11 protein-coding genes are annotated in these 21,475 nt (G+C 65.7%); 4 read left to right on the top strand and 7 right to left on the bottom strand.

Annotation, left to right across the window (positions count from 1 at the left end):
* Nucleotides 1-300: 300 nt before the first annotated feature.
* The 4 genes from ccoP to ccoN are packed head-to-tail and all read right to left on the bottom strand — an operon-like array spanning nt 301 to nt 3,485.
* The gene (ccoP, locus tag FQ664_RS19720) at nt 301-1,242 is read right to left on the bottom strand and encodes a cytochrome-c oxidase, cbb3-type subunit III (RefSeq protein ID WP_144174286.1); all 942 of its coding nucleotides are present in this window, start codon (nt 1,240-1,242) and stop codon (nt 301-303) included.
* Nucleotides 1,239-1,433: a cbb3-type cytochrome oxidase subunit 3 gene (locus FQ664_RS19715; RefSeq protein ID WP_063912756.1), complete on the bottom strand. Its 195-nt coding sequence runs from the start codon at nt 1,431-1,433 to the stop codon at nt 1,239-1,241. Before FQ664_RS19715 ends, ccoP begins: the two co-directional genes overlap by 4 nt.
* A gap of 5 nt (nt 1,434-1,438) precedes the next feature.
* Nucleotides 1,439-2,047: a cytochrome-c oxidase, cbb3-type subunit II gene (ccoO, locus tag FQ664_RS19710; RefSeq protein ID WP_144174284.1), complete on the bottom strand. Its 609-nt coding sequence runs from the start codon at nt 2,045-2,047 to the stop codon at nt 1,439-1,441.
* A gap of 13 nt (nt 2,048-2,060) precedes the next feature.
* Nucleotides 2,061-3,485 carry a cytochrome-c oxidase, cbb3-type subunit I gene (gene ccoN / locus FQ664_RS19705; RefSeq protein WP_144174282.1) on the bottom strand — a complete coding sequence of 475 codons (1,425 nt, stop codon included), beginning with the start codon at nt 3,483-3,485 and terminating at the stop codon, nt 2,061-2,063.
* Nucleotides 3,486-3,535: 50 nt separating this feature from the next.
* Between ccoN and FQ664_RS19700 the strand changes: the two genes are divergently transcribed.
* Nucleotides 3,536-4,228: an alpha/beta family hydrolase gene (locus FQ664_RS19700; RefSeq protein WP_144174280.1), complete on the top strand. Its 693-nt coding sequence runs from the start codon at nt 3,536-3,538 to the stop codon at nt 4,226-4,228.
* Nucleotides 4,229-4,340: 112 nt separating this feature from the next.
* Here FQ664_RS19700 and ppnP read toward each other — a convergent pair whose 3' ends face one another.
* Together ppnP and FQ664_RS19690 are read right to left on the bottom strand one after the other, a co-directional pair.
* Nucleotides 4,341-4,625: a pyrimidine/purine nucleoside phosphorylase gene (gene ppnP / locus FQ664_RS19695; protein ID WP_060501200.1), complete on the bottom strand. Its 285-nt coding sequence runs from the start codon at nt 4,623-4,625 to the stop codon at nt 4,341-4,343.
* 74 nt (nt 4,626-4,699) lie between these two features.
* Nucleotides 4,700-5,251, bottom strand: a complete 552-nt coding sequence (locus FQ664_RS19690; RefSeq protein ID WP_144174278.1) for a 3'-5' exonuclease — start codon at nt 5,249-5,251, stop codon at nt 4,700-4,702.
* 173 nt (nt 5,252-5,424) lie between these two features.
* Here FQ664_RS19690 and FQ664_RS19685 point away from each other — a divergent pair, with 173 nt between their 5' ends.
* Nucleotides 5,425-6,225 (top strand): substrate-binding periplasmic protein, encoded by an 801-nt coding sequence (locus FQ664_RS19685; RefSeq protein WP_144174348.1) that lies wholly within the window; start codon nt 5,425-5,427, stop codon nt 6,223-6,225.
* Between the two features lie 63 nt (nt 6,226-6,288).
* A complete protein-coding gene (locus tag FQ664_RS19680) occupies nt 6,289-7,314 on the top strand; it encodes a GNAT family N-acetyltransferase (protein ID WP_144174277.1) in 1,026 nt (341 codons plus the stop codon).
* Between the two features lie 226 nt (nt 7,315-7,540).
* Here FQ664_RS19680 and FQ664_RS19675 read toward each other — a convergent pair whose 3' ends face one another.
* Nucleotides 7,541-8,071 carry an RNA polymerase factor sigma-70 gene (locus FQ664_RS19675; RefSeq protein WP_144174275.1) on the bottom strand — a complete coding sequence of 177 codons (531 nt, stop codon included), beginning with the start codon at nt 8,069-8,071 and terminating at the stop codon, nt 7,541-7,543.
* Between the two features lie 305 nt (nt 8,072-8,376).
* Between FQ664_RS19675 and FQ664_RS19670 the strand changes: the two genes are divergently transcribed.
* Complete coding sequence (locus tag FQ664_RS19670) at nt 8,377-21,330, top strand: non-ribosomal peptide synthetase (RefSeq protein ID WP_144174274.1); 12,954 nt, start codon at nt 8,377-8,379, stop codon at nt 21,328-21,330.
* Nucleotides 21,331-21,475: the final 145 nt, after the last annotated feature.

The raw sequence follows: 21,475 nt of genomic DNA, 5'->3' as shown, positions 1-21,475 counted from the left end.
ATCGGGTCTGGACGATTGTACACAAATAAATATTTGTAATGTGTACCGTTTTTCGTCTTTTTCTGATCGATCGGTCAGGCTTTTGTCAGGACGGCAACAGGCTACGCGCCGCGTCTGCTTCGCTCCTTTCGGAGCGAGGCCCACTGAGGCAACAAGCTTAGTTGTGTTCGGAGGGGGTGCAAGGAGGGGGAGGCGAGGGTAAGGCTTGAAGGGTAAGGCTTGGGGGTTGTGGTGGGGCGGATATCGAGCGCCGCGCGGGCGGCGCTCGGCCTCACAGACGCCGAATTTCTCCCGGCGACCTCACTTGGCAGTCACCGCTTCAGCCGTGCCATCCTGCGACAGGCTATACACATAAGCCGCCAGCAGGTGCACCTTGTCGTTGCCCTGGATCTCGGCCTGCGCCGGCATCTGCCCTTGGCGACCATAGCGAATGGTCTGCTGCAGCTGGGCAAAGCTCGAACCGTAGATGAACGCCTGCGGGTGGGTCAGGTCGGGCGCGCCCATGGCCGGGGTGCCCTTGCCTTCAGGCCCATGGCAGGCCACGCAGTTGCCGGCGAAGGTCTGCTTGCCCTTGGCCGGGTCGGCCTTGACCCCTTCCGGCAGGCTGCGGCCAGCGAGGTCGGTGAGCACGAACGCGGCCACATCTGCCACGCCCTGCTCGCCGATCACTTCGGCCCAGGCCGGCATCACGCCGTGGCGGCCGTTCATGATCGAAGCCTTGATGGTTTGCGCCTCGCCGCCCCAGCGCCAGTCCTTGTCGGTGAGGTTGGGGAAGCCATAGGCACCCTTGGCATCCGAGCCATGGCAGACCGAGCAGTTGGAGGCGAACAGGCGGCTGCCCATTTTCAGCGCCTGCGGGTCCTTGGCTACTTCTTCCACGGGCATGGCAGCGTACTTGGCGAAGATCGGGCCGAACTTGGCGTCGGCCTTGTCCATTTCCTTCTGCCATTCGTTGGCGCCGGTCCAGCCATTTTCATAGCCCGGCAGGATGCCCTTCCAGTTGCCCAGGCCCGGGTAGAGGATCAGGTAGCCGACCGAGAACACCAGGGTGCCGACGAACAGCCAGAACCACCACTTGGGCAGTGGGTTGTCGTATTCCTCGATGCCGTCGAAGCTGTGGCCCATGGTCTGGTCGGTGGTGTTGTTGCTCTGGCCCTTGCGGGTGGCGAGCAACAGCCAGGTCAGGCCAATCAGGCTACCGATGGTCAGTACGCAGATGTACGTACTCCAGAAGGTGGTCATTGCCCGTTACTCCTTTTTGCAGCAGGTTCCTGTCCGGCAGAGGGCAGGCGGTCGTCGACGAAGGGCAGCAGGCGCGCTTCGGCGAAATCATGGTCGCGGCGGCGGTTGAATACCCACAGGGTGAGGCCGATGAAGGCGATCATCACCACCAGGGTACCCAGGCCGCGGATCATGCCGATATCCATTTCCATCGTACTCACCTCTTGTTCTTGATCGCGGTGCCGAGCACCTGCAGGTAGGCGACCAGGGCGTCCATCTCGGTCTTGCCCTTGAGCGCATCGCGGGCCCCGGCGATGTCGTCGTCGGTGTACGGCACGCCCAGGGTGCGCAGGGTACGCATCTTGGTGTCGGTGTGGCTGTTGTCGACCTGCTGGGCAACCAGCCACGGGTATGGCGGCATCTTCGACTCCGGTACCACGTTGCGCGGGTTGTACAGGTGCGCACGGTGCCAGTCGTCCGAGTAGCGACCACCGACCCGGGCCAGGTCCGGCCCGGTACGCTTGGAGCCCCACAGGAACGGGTGATCCCACACGCTTTCACCGGCTACCGAGTAGTGGCCGTAGCGCTCGGTTTCGGCGCGGAACGGGCGGATCATCTGCGAGTGGCAGCCTACGCAGCCTTCGCGGATGTAGATGTCGCGGCCTTCCAGTTGCAGTGCGGTGTAGGGCTTCATGCCTTCCACCGGTTTGTTGGTGACGTCCTGGAAGAACAGCGGGACGATCTGGGTCAGGCCGCCGATACTGACGGCAAACACCATCAGCAGGGCCAGCAGGCCGACGTTTTTCTCGATGACTTCATGTTTCATCAGGCAGGTCTCCTCAAGCCAGCTGGGCGTTCGCAGGGGCGACATCGAGCGCCGGCGAACGCACGGTGCGCCAGGTGTTCCAGGCCATCAGGAACATGCCGCTGAGGAAGATCGCACCACCGACGAAGCGCACGATGAAGCCTGGGTGGCTGGCCACCAGGGTTTCCACGAACGAGTAGGTGAGCGTGCCGTCGCTGTTGACCGCGCGCCACATCAGGCCCTGGGCGATACCGTTGACCCACATCGAGGCGATGTACAGCACGGTGCCGATGGTGGCCAGCCAGAAGTGCGCGTTGATCAGGCCGATGCTGTACATGCGCTCTTTGCCGAACACTTTCGGGATGGTGTGATACAGCGCGCCGATCGAGATCATCGCCACCCAGCCGAGGGCGCCGGCGTGCACGTGGCCGATGGTCCAGTCGGTGTAGTGGGACAGGGCGTTGACCGTCTTGATGGCCATCATCGGGCCTTCGAAGGTGGACATGCCGTAGAACGCCAGCGACACCACCAGGAAACGCAGGATCGGGTCGCTGCGCAGTTTGTGCCAGGCGCCGGACAGGGTCATCATGCCGTTGATCATGCCGCCCCAGCTTGGTGCCAGCAGAATCAGCGACATCACCATGCCCAGCGATTGCGCCCAGTCGGGCAGCGCGGTGTAGTGCAGGTGGTGCGGACCAGCCCAGATGTACAGGGTGATCAGCGCCCAGAAGTGCACGATCGACAGGCGATAGGAATACACCGGGCGTTCGGCCTGCTTGGGCACGTAGTAGTACATCATCCCCAGGAAGCCTGCGGTCAGGAAGAAGCCCACGGCGTTGTGGCCATACCACCACTGCACCATGGCATCGGTGGCGCCGGCATAGACCGAGTAGGATTTGGTCAGGCTGACCGGCAGTTCCAGGTTGTTGACGAGGTGCAGCATCGCCACCGTGAGGATGAAGCCGCCGAAGAACCAGTTACCGACATAGATGTGCTTGGTGTTGCGCTTCATCAGCGTGCCGAAGAACACGATGGCGTAGCTCACCCAGACGATGGTGATCAGGATGTCGATCGGCCATTCCAGTTCGGCGTATTCCTTGGAACTGGTGTAGCCCAGCGGCAGGCTGATGGCCGCCAGCAGGATCACCAGTTGCCAGCCCCAGAAGGTGAACGCGGCCAGGCCCGGTGCGAACAGGGTGGTCTGACAGGTGCGTTGCACCGAATAATAGGAGGTGGCGAACAGCGCGCAGCCGCCGAAGGCGAAGATCACCGCATTGGTATGCAGGGGGCGCAGGCGGCCGAAGCTGGTCCAGGGGAGGTCGAAGTTGAGGGAAGGCCAGGCGAGCTGGGCGGCGATGAAGACGCCGAGCCCCATCCCGACGATTCCCCACACCACCGTCATGATGGCGAATTGGCGGACCACCTTGTAGTTATAGGCGGTACTGCTGGTTGTGTTCATGTATGGGTTCCCATCCACGGTTATTTGGCAGGCTTTACAACGAGGCAAGCATGATTAATGGGCAAAGTGCCGGTATTGACGGGGATCAATGGGCGAAGGTCGGAAATGTCCCAGGCTTGCGCTGCGATCCCCCGCACCTTCGGGGCCAGGACGACTACAAGGGCTGCCTGATCCTGGCCCATGGCGCAGGTGCGCCGATGGACAGCGGGTTCATGGACGAAATGGCGCAAAGGCTTGCGGCGCTTGGGGTCGCGGTAGTGCGCTTCGAGTTCCCGTACATGGCCGAGCGCAGGGTGACCGGCGGCAAGCGGCCGCCGAATCCGCAGAAGGTGTTGCTGGAATGCTGGCGCGAGGTGTACCGGCAGGTGCGACCTTTGGTCGCGGGCAAGCTGGCAGTGGGTGGCAAGTCCATGGGCGGGCGCATGGCCAGCCTGCTGGCCGATGAGTTGGGCGCCGATGCACTGGTGTGCCTGGGTTATCCGTTCTATGCGGTGGGCAAACCGGAGAAGCCACGGGTCGAGCACCTGGCCGAATTGAAGACGCCAACGTTGATCGTGCAGGGAGAGCGCGATGCGCTGGGTAACCGCGAGGCTGTGGCAGGGTATGCGTTATCGCCGGCGATCGAGGTGAGCTGGCTGGTGGCGGGGGACCATGACCTGAAGCCGCTGAAGGCCTCGGGGTTCAGCCATGAGCAGCATGTGCAGACGGCGGCTGAGAGGGTTGCAGCATTCCTGTCGCAATAGTGCTGGATTCTTCGCGGGTGAACCCGCTCCCACAGGTGCGCTACAGGTATGAACGCTGTGCTGTACCTGTGGGAGCGGGTTTACCCGCGAAGAGGCCGGAACAGGTTGACGCTTAGTCGCGGTACTCGCACAGGTAAGCGGTATCCACCTTCACCTGCAGCTGGAACTTGCTGTCAGCCGGCACGTTGAACTTGTCGCCCGCCTTGAAGGTTTCCCAGTTGTCGCTACCTGGCAGCTTCACGGTCAGCGCTCCCGAAACCACGTGCATGATCTCGCGCTTGGCAGTGCCGAACTCGTATTCGCCCGGGGCCATCACACCGACAGTGGCCGGGCCTTCTTCGCCCGTGAATGCGATCGACTTGACGGTGCCGTTGAAGTACTCGTTGACCTGGAACATGGGCGACTCCTGAAAAGGGGGGATGAAAAAGGGCTGGCCAGTATGCCCAAGGCCACGGGCCCCGTCATCTGCTTTCAGGTAGCGTCCGCCGGCAGGCTCAACGGCAGCAGCCGCGCGGTATTGCGCGCATCTTCCAGGGCCCGGTGCTGCTGCCCGCAAAAGTGCATGCCGGCCAGCTGCAGTGCACCATTCAGCCCAGCAGGGCGCTGCAGGTGGCGGGCCTTGGCGAAACGTTGCTTGAGGTTGATGTGCGGCAGGGTTCGCAACAAGCTGTCCAGCCCATGCTGCTGCCATTCCTGGTGCAGCTGCTGGCGGTCGTAGTCGCCCCAGCTGACCCAGGCCTGAAGCTGCCCACGATGGTGCCCAAGCCAGCGCTCGAAGCTTGCCCACACCTCGCGGAACGATGCGGCACTGTCCACACTGGCCTGGCTGATGTGGGTCAGCTCGCGGCAGAACGGCGTCAGTTGCGGCCGCCGCCGGGGCTTCACGAAGCGCTGGAAGTGGTCGACCTCGCGGCCTTCGCGGGTAACCAGGCTTGCGCCGATTTCAATGATTTCCATCTCTGTGACCGGCCAGCCACCATCGTCGGTGGTGGCTTCCAGGTCGATCACCAACCAATGGCCCATACCAGGCTCCCTTGCAGATCCTGCTAGAGCGTAGCCAAACTCCGGGCATCCGGCACCCCCTGGCAATTTGCCCGCAGCTTTGGCACAAAGGGCCACGTAACCGGCAGTTGTGTCCGGCCCGGAAAACGCCTAGCTTAGGCGGACCCAGGCATGAACCGTGATGAGTGTCCGTCTTGACTCCAGCGCCCGGCCTCAAGGCCCTGTCTTCCCTGATGCTGCTGGCCGTGTTCTGGCTGGCGCCGTCGGTATGGGCGGCCGATGTCATCGAGGTGAGGATTGGCGCAGCGCATTTCCCGCCATACACGGTGCGCCCCGAGCAGGGGGCCGACAGTGGCCTGCTGCCGCAGCTGGTCGACGCGCTCAACCGCACGCAGCGGCACTACCACTTCGTTGTGGTGCCCACCTCTATCCAGCGGCGTTTTGGTGACCTCCAGCAAGGCCGCACCGACATGGCCATTTTCGAGAACCCGGAGTGGGGTTGGCAGCAGATTCCCCACCAGAGCGTCGACATGGGCCTGGAAGACGCCGAAGTGTTCGTCGCCCGCCAGGCCAATGGCCGTGACCCGCATTACTTCGACGACCTGCACGGCAAGCGCCTGGCGCTGATCAACGGCTATCACTATGCGTTCGCCGGCTTCAATTCCAACCCGGGCTACCTGCGCACGGCCTACAACGCGACCCTGACCTATTCCCACGACAGCAACCTGCTGATGGTGCAGGCCGGCCGCGCCGACATCGCCCTGGTCACGCGCTCCTACCTCAGCGATTTCCTGGCGCGCAACCCGGCCAGCCGGGAGCAGTTGGTGCCCTCGCAGCGCATTGACCAGGTCTACCACCACTACGCCTTGCTGCGCCCGGGGGCACCCATCGGCGAGCAGGCGTTCGCGGCGCTGCTGCGGAGCCTGCGCGAAAGCGGCGAACTGGCGCGCATCTTCGAGCCCTATCGCATCACGGTGGCCGCACCGCACGACTAAATTCCCGCGGCGCGGCAACGTTTTCGGCAGTGAGCCTTTTCTTCATTGTCGTGAGTCAAGCCCATGCCGTTCGATGCCGCTTCGCAGCCCCAGTCAGTGCCACGCTGGCGCAGCCTCAGTGCCGAGGAGGGCGACAACTGGCTGAGCCTGTCCCTCGAAGGCCGCCCGCTGATCCAGTTGCGCCTGGAGGTGGGCGCTACCCTGCATGTTCACCTTGAATGCCTGTGTCCCGAGCGCCCCTATCAGGCCTTGTGGGCCGCCTGTTATTGGCTGCTGTCCCGCGACACGCTCTGCCAGCGCCTGGCCTGGCATCTGCCCGAGGCATTGCCCGAGGCGTTGTCTCGGGCATTGACCAGTGGCCTGCTGCTGGCCGGCCAGCAGCCTGGCCAATACCTGTGCGAGCGGGCGCTGTTCTGGCAGCTGCCGCAGCCGTGGCTGGGCGAGTCGGCCAGCGTGGCATTCCCGCAGCAGATGCAGATCAGCAACGGCAAGCGCCACCCGCGCCGCGCGCCCAAGCCCCGTGGCGAGGTGTACCGGCGCTTCGATGCGCGCCTGGGCAGTTGGGTGTCGCTGCGTACCTTGGAGATCGAGCATGATCTGGAGCGCTTCAACCGCTGGCAGAACACCCCACGGGTGGAGGCATTCTGGCAGGAGGGTGGCAGCCTTGCGCAACATCGCGAGTACCTTGGCAAGCTCGACGCCGACCCGCATACCCTGACGCTGATCGGCTGTTTCGATGACCAGCCGTTTGCCTACTTCGAGGCGTACTGGGCCAAGGAAGATCGCATTGCGCCGTTCTATCCGGCCGATGACTACGACCGTGGCATCCACATGCTGGTAGGGGAGGAGAGCCACCGCGGGCCGCACAAGGTGGCCAGCTGGCTATCGGCGCTGGTGCACTACCTGTTCCTGGATGACCCGCGCACCCAGCGGGTGGTGGCCGAGCCGCGGGCCGACAACGGCAAGATGATCGGTTACATGCACGACCAGTGCTTCCATTGCGACAAGGAGTTCGACTTCCCGCACAAGCGTGCGGCGTTGATGATCCTGGGGCGGGAGCGGTTTTTCGAGCGTTGCAAACTGGCTTGAGGGTCAAGGGGCCGCTGTGCGGCCCATTGCCGGCAAGCCAGCTCTCATAGAGCTGCACATAACTGGTTGAATTAGCAGGGCCCCTGTGGGAGCGCTTGCGAATTCAGTTCTCTATGCGACAGCGCAGCCCAAAGGGCTGGGCCTCAAGAGCTGCGCGGTCGGTGTGGGAGCCGGCTTGCCGGCGAAAGGGGCGCAACGCGCCCCCGGCAATCTCTGGGCAAAGGCTTCAGGCCTGGCGACTGGCCGTCTTGCGGCAATGCACCAGCGCATCGCGGATCATGAAGTTGACCAGCGTCGGCGACACGCCCAGCTCCTTGGCAATGTCCTTCTGCGGCACGCCATGCAGGCGGTACATCTCGAAGGCATAGCGGGTGCGCTGGGGCAGATCGTTCAGCGCCCGGGCAATGTCATCCAGCGCGGCAAGGTTGATGTGGGTGGCTTCCGGGGAGGCATTCTGCACGACCACGTTCAGGCCTTCCTCCTCGCTGCCGGAGTACTTCAACTCCATTGCCTGCTTGCGGTAATGGTCGATGGCCAGGTTGCGCACGATCTGGAACAGATAGCTCAACTGCGCCTTGAATGACGAGGTGATCTGCGGGGCGGCGCTGAGCCGGAAAAAGGCGTCTTGCACCACATCTTCGGCGCGCGACCGGCAGCCGGTGATGCGGGCTGCGATCTTGACCAGGATGCTGCGGTTGTCGACGAAGGCCTGCAGTAATGGTGAATCGCACTTACTTGTGGATAGTTGTTCCGCCATGGAAATCACCTTGTCACAGAGAGGAAAGGACGCACCCAAAGTTGGGAAGCTTCCTACGACGGGCGACAAGCTATTCAGAATGATAATGGTTGTCAAATGCGAAATGTAATTGGTAACTGCATATTCCAGTTCTAAGCCTATGGGGGGGCTTACCCGCGAAAGGGCCTGCGCTGAGCCGCTGCGGGTAAGCCGACAGGCTAATTTCTCCCCCCGCCCATCCGTTCCCCTGTGTACACCCGAGGCCGCCGCGCCCACGTTCGCGGAGCAGCCGGCCCGACCCCACCAGACACTGGCAGGAACACCCCATGACGGACGCCTTCGAACTCCCGCTCTCGCTGGTCCAGGCCCTGGCGCAACGCGCCGCGCAGACCCCGGACAAAGTCGCCTTGCGCTTTCTGGCCGACGCGCCCGGCGAGCAGGCCGTGCTCAGCTACCGGGACCTCGACCAGCGCGCGCGTACCATCGCCGCTGCCTTGCAGGCCCGGGCCGGCTTCGGCGACCGTGCGGTGCTGTTGTTCCCTAGCGGGCCAGACTATGTGGCAGCGTTCTTCGGCTGCCTGTATGCCGGCGTGATTGCGGTGCCGGCCTACCCGCCGGAGTCCGCGCGCCAGCACCACCAGCAGCGCTTGCTGTCGATCATCGATGACGCCGCGCCGCGCCTGCTGCTGACCGTTGCGGCGCTGCACGGCAGCCTGCAGGGCCTGGAGGCCCTGGCGGCGGCCAACGCGCCCGAGCTGCTGGCAGTGGATGGCCTGGACCCGGCGCTGGCTGCGAACTGGCGCGAGCCCGCGCTCAAGGGTGATGACATCGCTTTCCTGCAGTACACCTCCGGCTCCACCGCATTGCCCAAGGGCGTGCAGGTCAGCCATGGCAACCTGGTGGCCAACGAACAACTGATCCGCCAGGGCTTCGGTATCGACCTCAATCCTGATGACGTGATCGTCAGCTGGCTGCCGCTTTACCACGACATGGGCCTGATCGGCGGCCTGCTGCAGCCGATCTTCAGCGGCGTGCCCTGTGTGCTGATGTCGCCGGGCTACTTCCTGGCCCGGCCGCTGCGCTGGTTGCAGGCTATCAGTGAATACGGCGGCACCATCAGCGGCGGCCCCGACTTTGCCTACCGGCTGTGCTGCGAGCGGGTCAGCGAAGCCTCGCTGGCCGGGCTCGACCTCAGTTGTTGGCGGGTGGCCTATTCCGGCTCCGAGCCGATCCGCCAGGACAGCCTGACCACCTTTGCCGACAAGTTCCAGGCCTGCGGCTTCGACCCACAGAGCTTCTTCGCCAGCTACGGCCTGGCCGAGGCGACCCTGTTCGTCAGCGGCAGCCGCCGTGGCCAGGGCATCGCCGCGCTGGAGCTGGACGGCGAGGCCTTCGCTACCAACCGTGCGCAACCTGGCAAGGGCAGTGTGCTGATGAGCTGTGGCTACCCGCAGCCCGGGCATGCCGTGCGCATTGTCGAACCACAACGCCTGCAGGTGCTGGGCGACAGCCAGGTGGGCGAGATCTGGGCCGGCGGCCCGAGCATCGCCCTGGGTTACTGGCGCAACCCCGAAGCCAGTGCCCGCACCTTCGTCGAGATGGACGGCCAGACCTGGCTGCGTACCGGCGACCTGGGCTTCATGCGCGAAGGCGAAGTGTTCGTCACCGGGCGCCTGAAAGACATGCTGATCGTGCGTGGGCAGAACCTGTACCCGCAGGACCTGGAACAAACCCTCGAGCGTGAAGTGGATGTGCTGCGCAAAGGCCGGGTGGCAGTGTTCGCCGTTGAACAGCAAGGCGAGGAGGGCATCGGCGTGGCGGTGGAAATCAGCCGCAACGTGCAGAAGGCGGTCAAACCTCAGGACCTGATCAAGACCCTGCGCCAGGTAATCGCCGACGCCTGTCGCCAGGCCCCGGCCGTGGTCCTGCTGCTGAACCCGGGCGCGCTGCCCAGGACCTCCAGCGGCAAGCTGCAGCGTTCGGCATGCCGCCTGCGCATGGACGACGGCAGCCTGGACTGCTATGCCCGCTTCCCTGAGGTGTGCGAGCCCGTTGCCACGGGGGCAGCCGGCGATGAACTGCAGGCACGCATCGCCGGTGTGTGGCGCGATATCCTCAAGGTCGAGGCGGTGTCGGCAGACGAGCACTTCCTGCTGCTGGGCGGCAACTCCATCGCCGCCACCCATGTTACCGCACGCCTGGCCGATGAGCTGGGCATCAACCTGGGCCTGCGTACCTTGTTCGAGGCGCCGGTACTGGCGGACTACAGCACGGCGGTGGCCGCGATCATCGCCGAAGGCGGTGGCCAGGTCGCCGCCATCGCCACCCTGGAGCGCGCCCAGGCGCTGCCCCAGTCGCTGGCGCAAAACCGCCTGTGGCTGCTATGGCAGTTGGACCCACAATCGGCGGCCTACAACATTCCAGCCGGCCTGCAACTGCGCGGTGAGCTGGACGAAAGCGCCCTGGCAGCAGCCTTCCAGGCGCTGGTGGCGCGTCACGAATCGCTGCGTACCCTGTTTGCCGAAGAGGGCGGTCAGGCCCTGCAGCGCATCCTGCCACAACAGTCGTTCAACTTTCGCCGCCTGGACCTTGAAGACCAGGCCGCCGAACAGGTCGCCGCCCAGCGTGAAACCGAGGCCCGCCAGCCGTTCGACCTGACCCGTGGGCCATTGCTGCGGGTGACCCTGGCGCGCCTGGACGATGAGCACCATCAGCTGTGGGTCACCCTGCACCATATCGTCGCCGACGGCTGGTCGCTGAACATCCTGCTCGACGAATTCGCCAGACTGTACGCCGCCCGTTGCCAGGGCCTTGAGGCCAACCTGGCACCGCTGACCCTGGGTTACGCCGACTATGGCAGCTGGCAGCGACAGTGGCTGGCCGCAGGCGAAGCCGAGCGTCAGTTGCAGTACTGGCAGGTGCGCCTGGGGGATGAACTGCCGGTGCTCGACCTGTGCACTGACCACCCGCGCACCAGCCGGCGCGACCACCGCGCCGCCCGCTTCAACCTCAAGGTACCGGCCAGGCTCAGCGAAGCGCTCAAGGACCTGGCCCGCGACCAGCAGGCCAGCCTGTTCATGGTCCTGCTGGCCGGCTGGCAGGCGCTGCTGCACCGCTACAGCGGCCAGGCCGATATCCGTGTCGGGGTGCCCAACGCCAACCGCCCGCGCCTGGAAACCCAAGGTATGGTCGGCTTCTTCATCAATATTCAGGTACTGCGAGCACAACTCGATGGCCGCCTGCCGTTCGATCAGTTGCTGGCCCAGGTGCGCCAGGCCACCCTGGACGCCCAAGCCAACCAGGACCTGCCGTTCGAGCAGCTGGTCGAAGCTATGCCCGAGGCTCGCGAGCAAGGCCTGTTCCAGGTCATGTTCAACCACCAGCAACGTGACCTGTCTGCCCTGCGTCGCCTGCCGGGCCTGCTGGCCGAAGAGCTGCCGTGGCACAGTCGCGAAGCCAAGTTCGACTTGCAGTTGCACAGTGAAGAAGACCACCAGGGCCGCCTGAGCCTGGCCTTGGACTATGCCGCCGAATTGTTCGATGCCAGCACCGTCAAGCGCCTGGCCCAGCACTTGCTGGCCCTGCTGGAGCAGGTATGTGCCGAGCCGCAGCGAGCGCTGGGTGAGGTGCAATTGCTCGACGAGCCAGGCCGCGCCCAACTGTCGAGCTGGGGCCAGGCACCGGCTGCGGCGCCGCAACGCCTGCTGGTCGAGCAGCTCAATGACCAGGCACGCCTGACCCCGCAGCGCACCGCCCTGGTGTGGGACGGTGGCAGCCTGGATTACGCCGAGCTGCACCAGCAGGCCAACCGTCTGGCCCACTACCTGCGTGACAAAGGCGTCGGCCCCGATACCTGCGTGGCCATCGCCGTCGAGCGTTCGCCGCAGTTGCTGGTCGGCCTGCTGGCCATTCTCAAGGCCGGCGGTGCCTATGTGCCGCTGGACGTCGATTACCCGGCCGAGCGCCTGGCCTACATGCTCGCCGACTGCAACGCTGGTTTGTTGCTGAGTCACAGCAACCTGCTGGGCAAGCTGCCACAGGTGGATGGCGTCAGTGCCATTGCCCTCGACCAGTTGCACCTGGACAGCTGGCCCGGGCATGCCCCCGGCCTGCACCTGCATGGCGACAACCTGGCCTATGTAATCTACACCTCCGGCTCCACCGGCCAGCCCAAGGGGGTGGGCAATACCCACGCGGCACTGGCCGAGCGCCTGCAATGGATGCAGGCCAGCTATGCGCTGGACGATAGCGATGTACTGATGCAGAAGGCGCCGATCAGCTTCGACGTTTCGGTGTGGGAATGCTTCTGGCCGCTGGTCACGGGCTGCAAGCTGGTGCTCGCTGGCCCGGGCGAGCACCGCGACCCGCAGCGCATCGCCGCGCTGGTACAGGCCCATGGTGTGACCACCCTGCACTTCGTACCGCCGCTGTTGCAGGTGTTCGTCCAGGAGCCGCAGGCGGGTGCCTGCAGCAGCCTGCGCCGACTGTTCTCCGGTGGCGAAGCGCTGTCCGCCACATTGCGTGACCGCGTGCTGCAGGTGCTGCCACAGGTGCAACTGCACAACCGCTATGGCCCGACGGAAACCGCCATCAACGTCACCCACTGGCACTGCCAGGCTAGCGATGGCGAGCGCTCACCAATCGGTCGCCCGCTGGGCAATGTGCTGTGCCGCGTGCTGGACGAAGAGCTGGAACTGACCGTCCCCGGTGTGCCAGGCGAGCTTTATCTCGGCGGCGCAGGCCTGGCCCGTGGTTATCTGGGCCGCCCGGGCCTCACCGCCGAGCGCTTCGTGCCGCAGGCCGACGGCAATGGCGAACGCCTGTACCGCAGTGGCGACCGCGCCCGCTGGCAGGTGCAGACCGAGGCGCTGGAGTACCTTGGCCGCCTCGACCAGCAGGTAAAGGTGCGCGGCTTTCGCGTCGAGCCCGAGGAAGTCCAGGCCTGCCTGCTGGCGCAGGCGGGGGTCGAACAGGCGCTGGTGCTGATCCACAAGGATGCCGTCGGCGCGCAACTGGTCGGCTACTACAGTGGCAGCGCCCAGCCTGATGCATTGCTGACGGTGCTGGCTGAACAACTACCGGCCTACATGGTGCCGGCACAACTCATCGCGCTGGCGCAGATGCCGCTGGGCCCCAGCGGCAAGGTCGAGCGCAAGGCATTGCCGGCCCCGGTGTGGCAGCAGCGTGAGCACGTCGAGCCACAAACCGCGCTGCAGCAGCAGGTCGCCGCCATCTGGCGCGAGGTGCTGAACCTGCCGCGCATCGGCCTGCAGGACGACTTCTTCGCCCTCGGCGGCCACTCGCTGCTGGCCACTCAAATTGTTTCGCGCACGCGCCAGGCCTGCGATGTCGAGCTACCGCTCAAGGCCCTGTTCGACGCCAGCGAACTGGGCGCCTTCTGTGCCGAGATCGCGCGTATCCGCGCTGCCGGTGAGCACAACCTGCAAGGCGCAATCGTCCGCGTCGACCGCCGCCAGGCGGTGCCGCTGTCGTACTCGCAGCAGCGCATGTGGTTCCTCTGGCAAATGGAGCCGGACAGCCCGGCGTACAACGTCGGCGGCATGGCACGCCTGCGCGGCACCCTGCATGTGGATGCCTTCGAGCGTGCGTTGCAGGCGCTGGTGGTGCGCCACGAAACCCTGCGCACCACCTTCCCCAGCATCAATGGCGTGCCGTATCAGTGCGTAGCCGAAGACAGCAGCCTGCACCTCGACTGGCAGGACTTCAGCGCCTTGCCCGCCGATGCCCGGCAACAACGCCTGCAACAACTGGCCGACGACCAGGCGCACCAGCCGTTCGACCTGGAGCGCGGCCCACTGCTGCGCGCCTGCCTGGTCAAGGCCGAAGAGCGCGAGCACTTCTTCGTGCTGACCCTGCACCACATCGTCACCGAAGGCTGGGCCATGGACATCTTCGCCCGCGAACTGGGCGAGCTGTACGAGGCCTTCGTCGATGACCGCGAATCGCCGCTGGCGCCGCTGCCGGTGCAGTACCTGGACTACAGCGTATGGCAACGGCAATGGCTGGAAAGCGGCGAGGGCGCGCGCCAGCTGGCCTACTGGAAGGATCGCCTGGGCGATGAACACCCGGTGCTGGCGTTGCCTGCCGACCGCCCGCGCCCGGCAGTGCAGAGCCACCGTGGCGAGCTGTACCGCTTCGAGCTCGACCCGGCGCTGGTCGCCCGCGTACATGGCTTCAACAGCCGGCGTGGCCTGACCCTGTTCATGACCATGACTGCCACCCTGGCCGCCTTGCTGCACCGCTACAGCGGCCAGCGTGACCTGCGCATTGGCGCGCCGGTGGCCAACCGCATCCGCCCGGAAAGCGAAGGGCTGATCGGCGCGTTCCTCAACACCCAGGTGCTGCGCTGCGAGCTGGACGGCCAGCTGACCGCCGCACAGTTGCTGGAGCAGGTGCGCCAGGCTGCCATCGAAGGCCAGTCGCACCAGGACCTGCCGTTCGACCAGCTGGTGGAAGCCCTGCAGCCACCGCGCAGCAGCGCCTACAACCCGCTGTTCCAGGTGATGTGCAACGTGCAGCGCTGGGCATTCCAGCAAAGCCGCCAACTTGCCGGCATGCAGGTGGAGTACCTGGTCAACGACGCCAGCGCCACCAAGTTCGACCTGTACCTGGAGGTGACCGACCTCGACGGCCGCCTGGGTTGCTGCCTGACCTACAGCCGTGACCTGTTCGACGAACCACGCATCGCACGCATGGCCGAGCACTGGCAGCAACTGCTGGCTGGCCTGCTTGACAACCCGCAACAGCGCCTGTGCGAACTGCCGATGCTGAGCAGCGCCGAGCAACAGTTGCTGGCGGGCCAGTTGCAGGGCGAGCAGGATTTCGCTCTCGACCAGACCGTGCACGGCCTGTTCGCCGCCCAGGCCGCACGCACGCCACACGCTGGCGCGTTGACCTTCGCCGGCCAGCACATGACCTATGCCGAACTCGACCAGCAGGCCAACCGCCTGGCCCGCGCCCTGCGCGAGCGTGGCGTCGGCCCGCAGGTGCGTGTGGGCCTGGCGCTGGACCGTTCGCTGGAAATGGTCGTCGGCCTGCTGGCCATCCTCAAGGCCGGTGGCGCCTACGTGCCGCTCGACCCCGAGTACCCGCTCGACCGCCTGCGCTACATGATCGAAGACAGCCGCGTCGGCTTGCTGCTCAGCCAGCGCGCGCTGCTGCAAACCCTGGGCGAGCTGCCCGCAGGCGTGGCGCGCTGGAGCCTGGAGGACGACAGCGCCAGCCTGTCGGCCTACAGCGATGCGCCGCTGGACAACCTCAACCTGCCGCAGCACCAGGCCTACCTGATCTACACCTCCGGCTCCACCGGCACGCCCAAGGGCGTGGTAGTCAGCCACGGCGAGTTCGCCATGCACTGCCAGGCGGTGATCGCCGCGTTCGGCATGCGCAGCGACGACTGCGAGTTGCACTTTTATTCGATCAATTTCGACGCCGCCAGCGAACGCCTGTGGGTGCCGCTGCTGTGTGGTGCCCGCGTGGTGCTGCGTGCCCAGGGGCAGTGGGGCGCCGAAGACATCTGCCAGCTGGTGCGCGAGCAGCAGGTGAGCATCCTCGGCTTCACGCCCAGCTACGGTAGCCAGTTGGCGCAGTACCTGGCCGGGCAGGGCGAGCAGTTGCCCGTACGGCTGGTCATTACCGGTGGGGAAGCGCTGACCGGCGAACACCTGCAGCGCATCCGCCAGGCCTTCGCGCCGCAGCAGTTCTTCAACGCCTACGGGCCGACCGAAACCGTGGTCATGCCGTTGGCCTGCCTGGCACCACAAACACTGCCAGCGGAGCTTGGCAGCGTACCGATCGGCCGCGTCATCGGTAGCCGCACGGCGTACATCCTTGACGAGGACCTTGCGCTGTTGCCGCAAGGCGGTATTGGCGAGCTGTATGTTGGCGGTGCCGGCCTGGCCCAGGGCTACCACGACCGCCCGGGCCTCAGTGCCGAGCGCTTCGTCGCCGACCCGTTCAGCAGCGAAGGCGGGCGCCTGTACCGCACTGGTGACCTGGTGCGCCTGGGCAGCGATGGCCTGGTCGAGTACCTCGGCCGTGCCGACCAGCAGGTGAAGATTCGCGGTTTCCGCATCGAACTGGGCGAAATCGAAAGCCGCCTGCAGGCACATGCCGATGTCGACGAGGCCGTGGTGCTGGCCCTCGACCTGCCGGGCGGCAAGCAACTGGTGGGTTACCTGGTGTGCAAGCAGGCCGCTGCCGACAGTGAGGTCCAGGGCCTGCTGCGCGACGCGGTGAAAGCCGATGCCCGCCAGCACCTGCCGGACTATATGGTGCCAGCGCACCTGGTGCTGCTCGACAGCCTGCCGCTGATGGGCAATGGCAAGCTCGACCGCCGGGCGCTGCCGCTGCCGGACCTGGAGCAGGCACGCCAGCAGTACCAGGCACCTGGCAACGAGCTGGAAGCGCAACTGGCGCAGATCTGGCGCGACGTGCTCAACGTTGTCCAGATCGGCGTGCAGGACAACTTCTTCGAACTGGGCGGCGACTCGATCCTGTCGATCCAGGTGGTCAGCCGGGCCCGTCAGGCCGGCTTGCAGTTCACCCCGCGCGACCTGTTCCAGCATCAGACCATCCAGACCCTGGCGGCTGTCGTTCGGTACAGCGAAGCCGCCAGCAGCATCGATCAGTGCCAGCGCCAGGGCCAGACCGGCCTCACGCCGATCCAGCACTGGTTCTTCGACAGTGAAGTACCACAGCCGCAGCACTGGAACCAGGCCGTTCTGCTGGAGCCGCGCAAGCCGCTGGATGAGGGAGTACTGGCGCAAGCCTTGGCTGCCCTGGTGCAGCACCACGACAGCCTGCGCCTGCGCTTCAGCCAGGCCCAGGGCCGCTGGCAGGCCGAATATGCCCAACCTGCCTCCGGGCGGTTGCTGTGGACAGCCACGGTTGCCGACTTCGCCGATTGCCAACCTTTGTACACCGACCTGCAATGCAGCCTCGACCTGCAGCAGGGCCCACTGTTGCGCGCCTTGCTGGTAAATGACGGGCAGGGCAGTCAGCGCCTGTTGCTGGCGATCCATCACCTGGTGGTCGATGGCGTGTCGTGGCGTGTGCTGCTGGAAGACCTGCAGGCGCTGTACCGTGGCCAGCCGCTGGCGGCCAAGACCCATGCCATGGGCGACTGGGCCGCACGCCTGGCCAGCTACGCCGGCAGCGATTCGCTGCGCGACGAGCTGGGCTGGTGGCAACGCCAGTTGGGCAGTGTGCGCCGCGAACTGCCATGCGATCACCCGCAGGGCGGCAACCTGCACCGCCACGCCAGCACCCTGGCCATTGGCCTGGATGTGGCGCAGACCCGGCAGTTGTTGCAACAGGCCCCGGCGGCCTATCACACTCAGGTCAATGACCTGCTGCTGACCGCGCTGGCGCGTGCCCTGTGCCGCTGGAGCGGCGACGAAGAAGTGCTGGTACAGCTTGAAGGCCATGGCCGCGACGGGCTGTTCGAAGACATGGACCTGACCCGCAGCGTCGGTTGGTTCACCAACGCTTACCCACTGAGCCTGCGCCCGCTGCCAGGCGAGGACGACGCGGCGCGGGCCGGTTCGATCAAGCGCATCAAGGAGCAGCTGCGCCAGGTGCCGCACAACGGGCTGGGCTACGGCGTGTTGCGCTACCTGGCGGATGAGGCCGGGCGCGAGCAGATGGCGGCCTTGCCACAGGCGCGTATCACCTTCAACTACCTGGGCCAGTTCGACCAGCAGTTCGACAGCACTGCTCTGTTCCAGCCGATGGACGCCCCGGCCGGCCTGGCCCACGACCTCGATGCAGCGCTGCCCAACTGGCTGAGTGTCGATGGCCAGGTGTATGGCGGTGCCCTGCAACTGCGCTGGACTTTCAGCACCGAGCGCTATGACGAGCGGACTATCGCCCGCCTGGCCGAGGCCTATCGCCAGGAGCTGCTGGCGCTGGTCGAGCATTGCCTGGCTGATGGCAACGGCAGTTTCACGCCGTCGGACTTCCCGCTGGCGCACCTGACCCAGGCGCAGATCGACGCGCTGCCGGTACCGGCTGCGCAGATCGAAGATGTCTACCCGCTGACGCCGATGCAGGAGGGCATGTTGTTGCACACCCTGCTGGAGCCGGGCACCGGCCTCTACTACATGCAGGACCGCTACCGCATCAACAGTGCGCTTGACCCCGAACGCTTCGCCCAGGCCTGGCAGGCGGTGGTGGCCCGCCACGAGGCGCTGCGCGCATCGTTCAGCTGGAACAGCGGCGAGGCGATGCTGCAGATCATCCACAAACCGGGCAACACGCCGGTGGACTACCAGGACTGGCGTGGCCTCGACGATGACGCCCAGGAGCAGCGCCTGCAGGCCCTGCACAAGCAGGAGCGCGAGGCAGGTTTCGCCCTGCTCAGCGAGGCGCCGTTCCACCTGCGCCTGGTGCGTGTGGCCGACGAGCGCTACTGGTTCATGATGAGCAACCACCACATCCTTATCGATGCCTGGTGCCGTTCGCTGTTGATGAACGATTTCTTCGAGATCTACCAGGCTCTCGGCGAGGGGCGCCAGGCCCGGTTGCCGGTGCCACCGCGCTACCGCGACTACATCGGCTGGCTGCAACGCCAGGGCCTGGACGACGCGCGAGCCTGGTGGCGGGCCAACCTGGCCGGCTTCGAACGCGCCACCACCATCCCCAGCGACCGCCCGCTGCGCCACGAACATGCCGGTAGCGGCATGATCGTCGGCGACTGTTACACCCGCCTGGCGGTGAGCGATGGTGCGCGCCTGCGCGAACTGGCCCAGGCCCACCAGCTCACCGTCAACACCTTCGCCCAGGCGGCCTGGGCCCTGGTGCTGGCGCGCTACAGCGGCGAGCGCGACGTGATCTTTGGCGTGACCGTGGCCGGGCGCCCGGTGAGCATGCCGCAGATGCAGCGTACCGTCGGCCTGTTCATCAACAGCGTCGCCCTGCGCGTGCAGTTGCCGGTGGCGGGTGAGCGCTGCAGTGTGCGCCAGTGGTTGCAAGGCCTGCTGGAGCGCAACATGGAGCTGCGCGAGTACGAATACCTGCCGCTGGTGGCGATCCAGGAATGCAGCGAACTGCCCAAGGGCCAGCCGCTGTTCGACAGCCTGTTCGTGTTCGAGAACGCGCCGGTGGAAAGCGCCGTGCTCGACCACGCCCAGCACTTGAATGCCAGTTCCGACTCGGGTCGTACCCACACCAACTTCCCGCTGACAGCGGTGTGCTACCCGGGCGATGACCTTGGCCTGCACCTGTCGTTCGACCAGCGCTACTTCGACTACCCGACCGTCGAGTGCCTGCTGGCCGAGTTCAAGCGCCTGCTGCTGGCGCTGGTGCAAGGCTTTGAAGGGGAGATGAGTGCACTGCCGTTGTTGGGGGCCGAGGAGCGGCGCTTCCTGCTGGAGGACTGCAACCGTACCGCGCGTGCCTATCCGCTGGAGCAGAGCTACATCGCCCAGTTCGAAGCGCAGGTGGCCGCACACCCGCAACGTACCGTGGCCCGCTGCCTGGATGCCTCCTACGACTATGCCGGGTTGAACCTGGCGGCCAACCGCCTGGGCCATGCCTTGATCGCGGCGGGTGTGAGCGTGGATCAACCGGTGGCGCTGTTGGCCGAACGCGGGCTGCCGTTGCTGGGCATGATCGTCGGCAGCTTCAAGGCCGGCGCCGGCTACCTGCCGCTGGATCCGGGCCTGCCAGCGGTACGTCTGCAAAGCATCATCCAGCTCAGCCGCACGCCGGTGCTGGTGTGCAGCGCCGCCTGTGCCGGGCAAGGGCGGCAGTTGCTGGACGAGCTGGAGGCAGCGGCGCGGCCGCAGTTGCTGGTCTGGGAAGACATCCAGGCCAGCCCGGTGGCCAGCCACAACCCCGGCATTCACAGCGGGCCGGATAACCTCGCCTATGTGATCTACACCTCAGGCTCCACCGGCCTGCCGAAAGGGGTGATGGTCGAGCAGCGCGGCATGCTCAACAACCAGCTGAGCAAGGTGCCGTACCTGGCGCTCGGCGAGCAGGACGTGATCGCCCAGACGGCCTCGCAGAGCTTCGACATTTCGGTGTGGCAGTTCCTTGCCGCGCCGCTGTTCGGCGCCAGGGTGGAGATTGTGCCGAACGCCATCGCCCATGACCCGCAGGGCCTGCTGGCGCATGTGCAGGCCACCGGCATCAGCGTGCTGGAAAGCGTGCCGTCGCTGATCCAGGGCATGCTGGCCAACGACCACCAGGCCCTCGATGGCCTGCGCTGGATGCTGCCGACCGGCGAAGCCATGCCGCCGGAGCTGGCGGCGCAGTGGCTGCAGCGCTACCCGCAGATCGGCCTGGTCAACGCCTACGGCCCGGCGGAGTGTTCCGATGACGTGGCGTTCTTCCGCGTCGATGCCGCCTCGACCCGTGGCAGCTACCTGCCGATCGGCACACCGACCGACAACAACCGCCTGTACCTGTTCGACGAGGACCAGGCGCTGGTGCCGCTGGGGGCGGTAGGTGAGCTGTGCGTGGCTGGCACCGGCGTGGGCCGAGGCTATGTCGGCGACCCGCAGCGCACGGCGCTGGCGTTCATCCCCCATCCTCATGGTGCGCCGGGCGAACGCCTGTACCGCACTGGCGACCTGGCGCGGCAGCGCCCGGACGGCGTGCTGGAGTATGTCGGGCGCATTGACCATCAGGTGAAGATCCGCGGCTACCGCATCGAACTGGGCGAGATCGAAGCCCGCCTGCACGAGCAGGTCGAGATCCGCGAGGCTGCCGTTGGCGTGCAGGATGGGGTCAATGGCAAGCACCTGGTGGGCTACCTGGTGGCGCATCAGGGCATTGCAGCCGACGCTGCGTTGCTGGAGCAGCTCAAGCAGCGCCTGCGTGCCGAGTTGCCGGAGTACATGGTCCCACTGCACTGGGGCTGGTTCGACAGCCTGCCGCGCAACGCCAACGGCAAGCTCGACCGCAAGGCCTTGCCTGCCATCGACATCGGCGGCCAGCACAACCAGGCCTACCAGGCGCCGCGCAATGAACTGGAGGAGGTACTGGCCGGTATCTGGGCCGATGTGCTCAAGGCCGAGCGGGTAGGGGTGCACGACAACTTCTTCGCGCTGGGCGGGCATTCGTTGCTGGCCACGCAGATAGCCTCACGGGTGCAGAAGCAGCTGCAACTGAACGTGCCGCTACGGGCAATGTTCGAGTGCAGCACGGTGGCGGAGCTGGCGGTGTATGTGCAGGGGCTGCAGGGCAGTGCGCTGGATGACGACAAGGTCGACCGGCTCAGTGACCTGATGGCCGAGCTGGAGGGGTTGTGACCTGAGCAGGTGAGATCTGCACCGCCCCTACAGGTACGGCGTTGTTCTCGAGGTTTGGCGCTGTACCTGTGGGAGATTCTATGGTTTTCAGCAAGCCAGTTTCCCGCCTTTGGTGACATATTCGTCCTGATTTTTCATCAGCGCG

Source organism: Pseudomonas persica (assembly GCF_900291015.1).
Lineage (GTDB): Bacteria > Pseudomonadota > Gammaproteobacteria > Pseudomonadales > Pseudomonadaceae > Aquipseudomonas.
The sequence above is the reverse complement of the archived record's forward strand: the minus strand, read 5'-3'. Positions and strand labels throughout refer to the sequence as shown.

Excerpts from the sequence above, each read along its gene's own strand:
- ccoP (WP_144174286.1), bottom strand. The coding sequence starts at position 1,242 with ATGACCACCTTCTGGAGTACGTACATCTGCGTACTGACCATCGGTAGC.
- FQ664_RS19715 (WP_063912756.1), bottom strand. The coding sequence starts at position 1,433 with ATGGAAATGGATATCGGCATGATCCGCGGCCTGGGTACCCTGGTGGTG.
- ccoO (WP_144174284.1), bottom strand. The coding sequence starts at position 2,047 with ATGAAACATGAAGTCATCGAGAAAAACGTCGGCCTGCTGGCCCTGCTG.
- ccoN (WP_144174282.1), bottom strand. The coding sequence starts at position 3,485 with ATGAACACAACCAGCAGTACCGCCTATAACTACAAGGTGGTCCGCCAA.
- FQ664_RS19700 (WP_144174280.1), top strand. The coding sequence starts at position 3,536 with ATGATTAATGGGCAAAGTGCCGGTATTGACGGGGATCAATGGGCGAAG.
- ppnP (WP_060501200.1), bottom strand. The coding sequence starts at position 4,625 with ATGTTCCAGGTCAACGAGTACTTCAACGGCACCGTCAAGTCGATCGCA.
- FQ664_RS19690 (WP_144174278.1), bottom strand. The coding sequence starts at position 5,251 with ATGGGCCATTGGTTGGTGATCGACCTGGAAGCCACCACCGACGATGGT.
- FQ664_RS19680 (WP_144174277.1), top strand. The coding sequence starts at position 6,289 with ATGCCGTTCGATGCCGCTTCGCAGCCCCAGTCAGTGCCACGCTGGCGC.
- FQ664_RS19675 (WP_144174275.1), bottom strand. The coding sequence starts at position 8,071 with ATGGCGGAACAACTATCCACAAGTAAGTGCGATTCACCATTACTGCAG.
- FQ664_RS19670 (WP_144174274.1), top strand. The coding sequence starts at position 8,377 with ATGACGGACGCCTTCGAACTCCCGCTCTCGCTGGTCCAGGCCCTGGCG.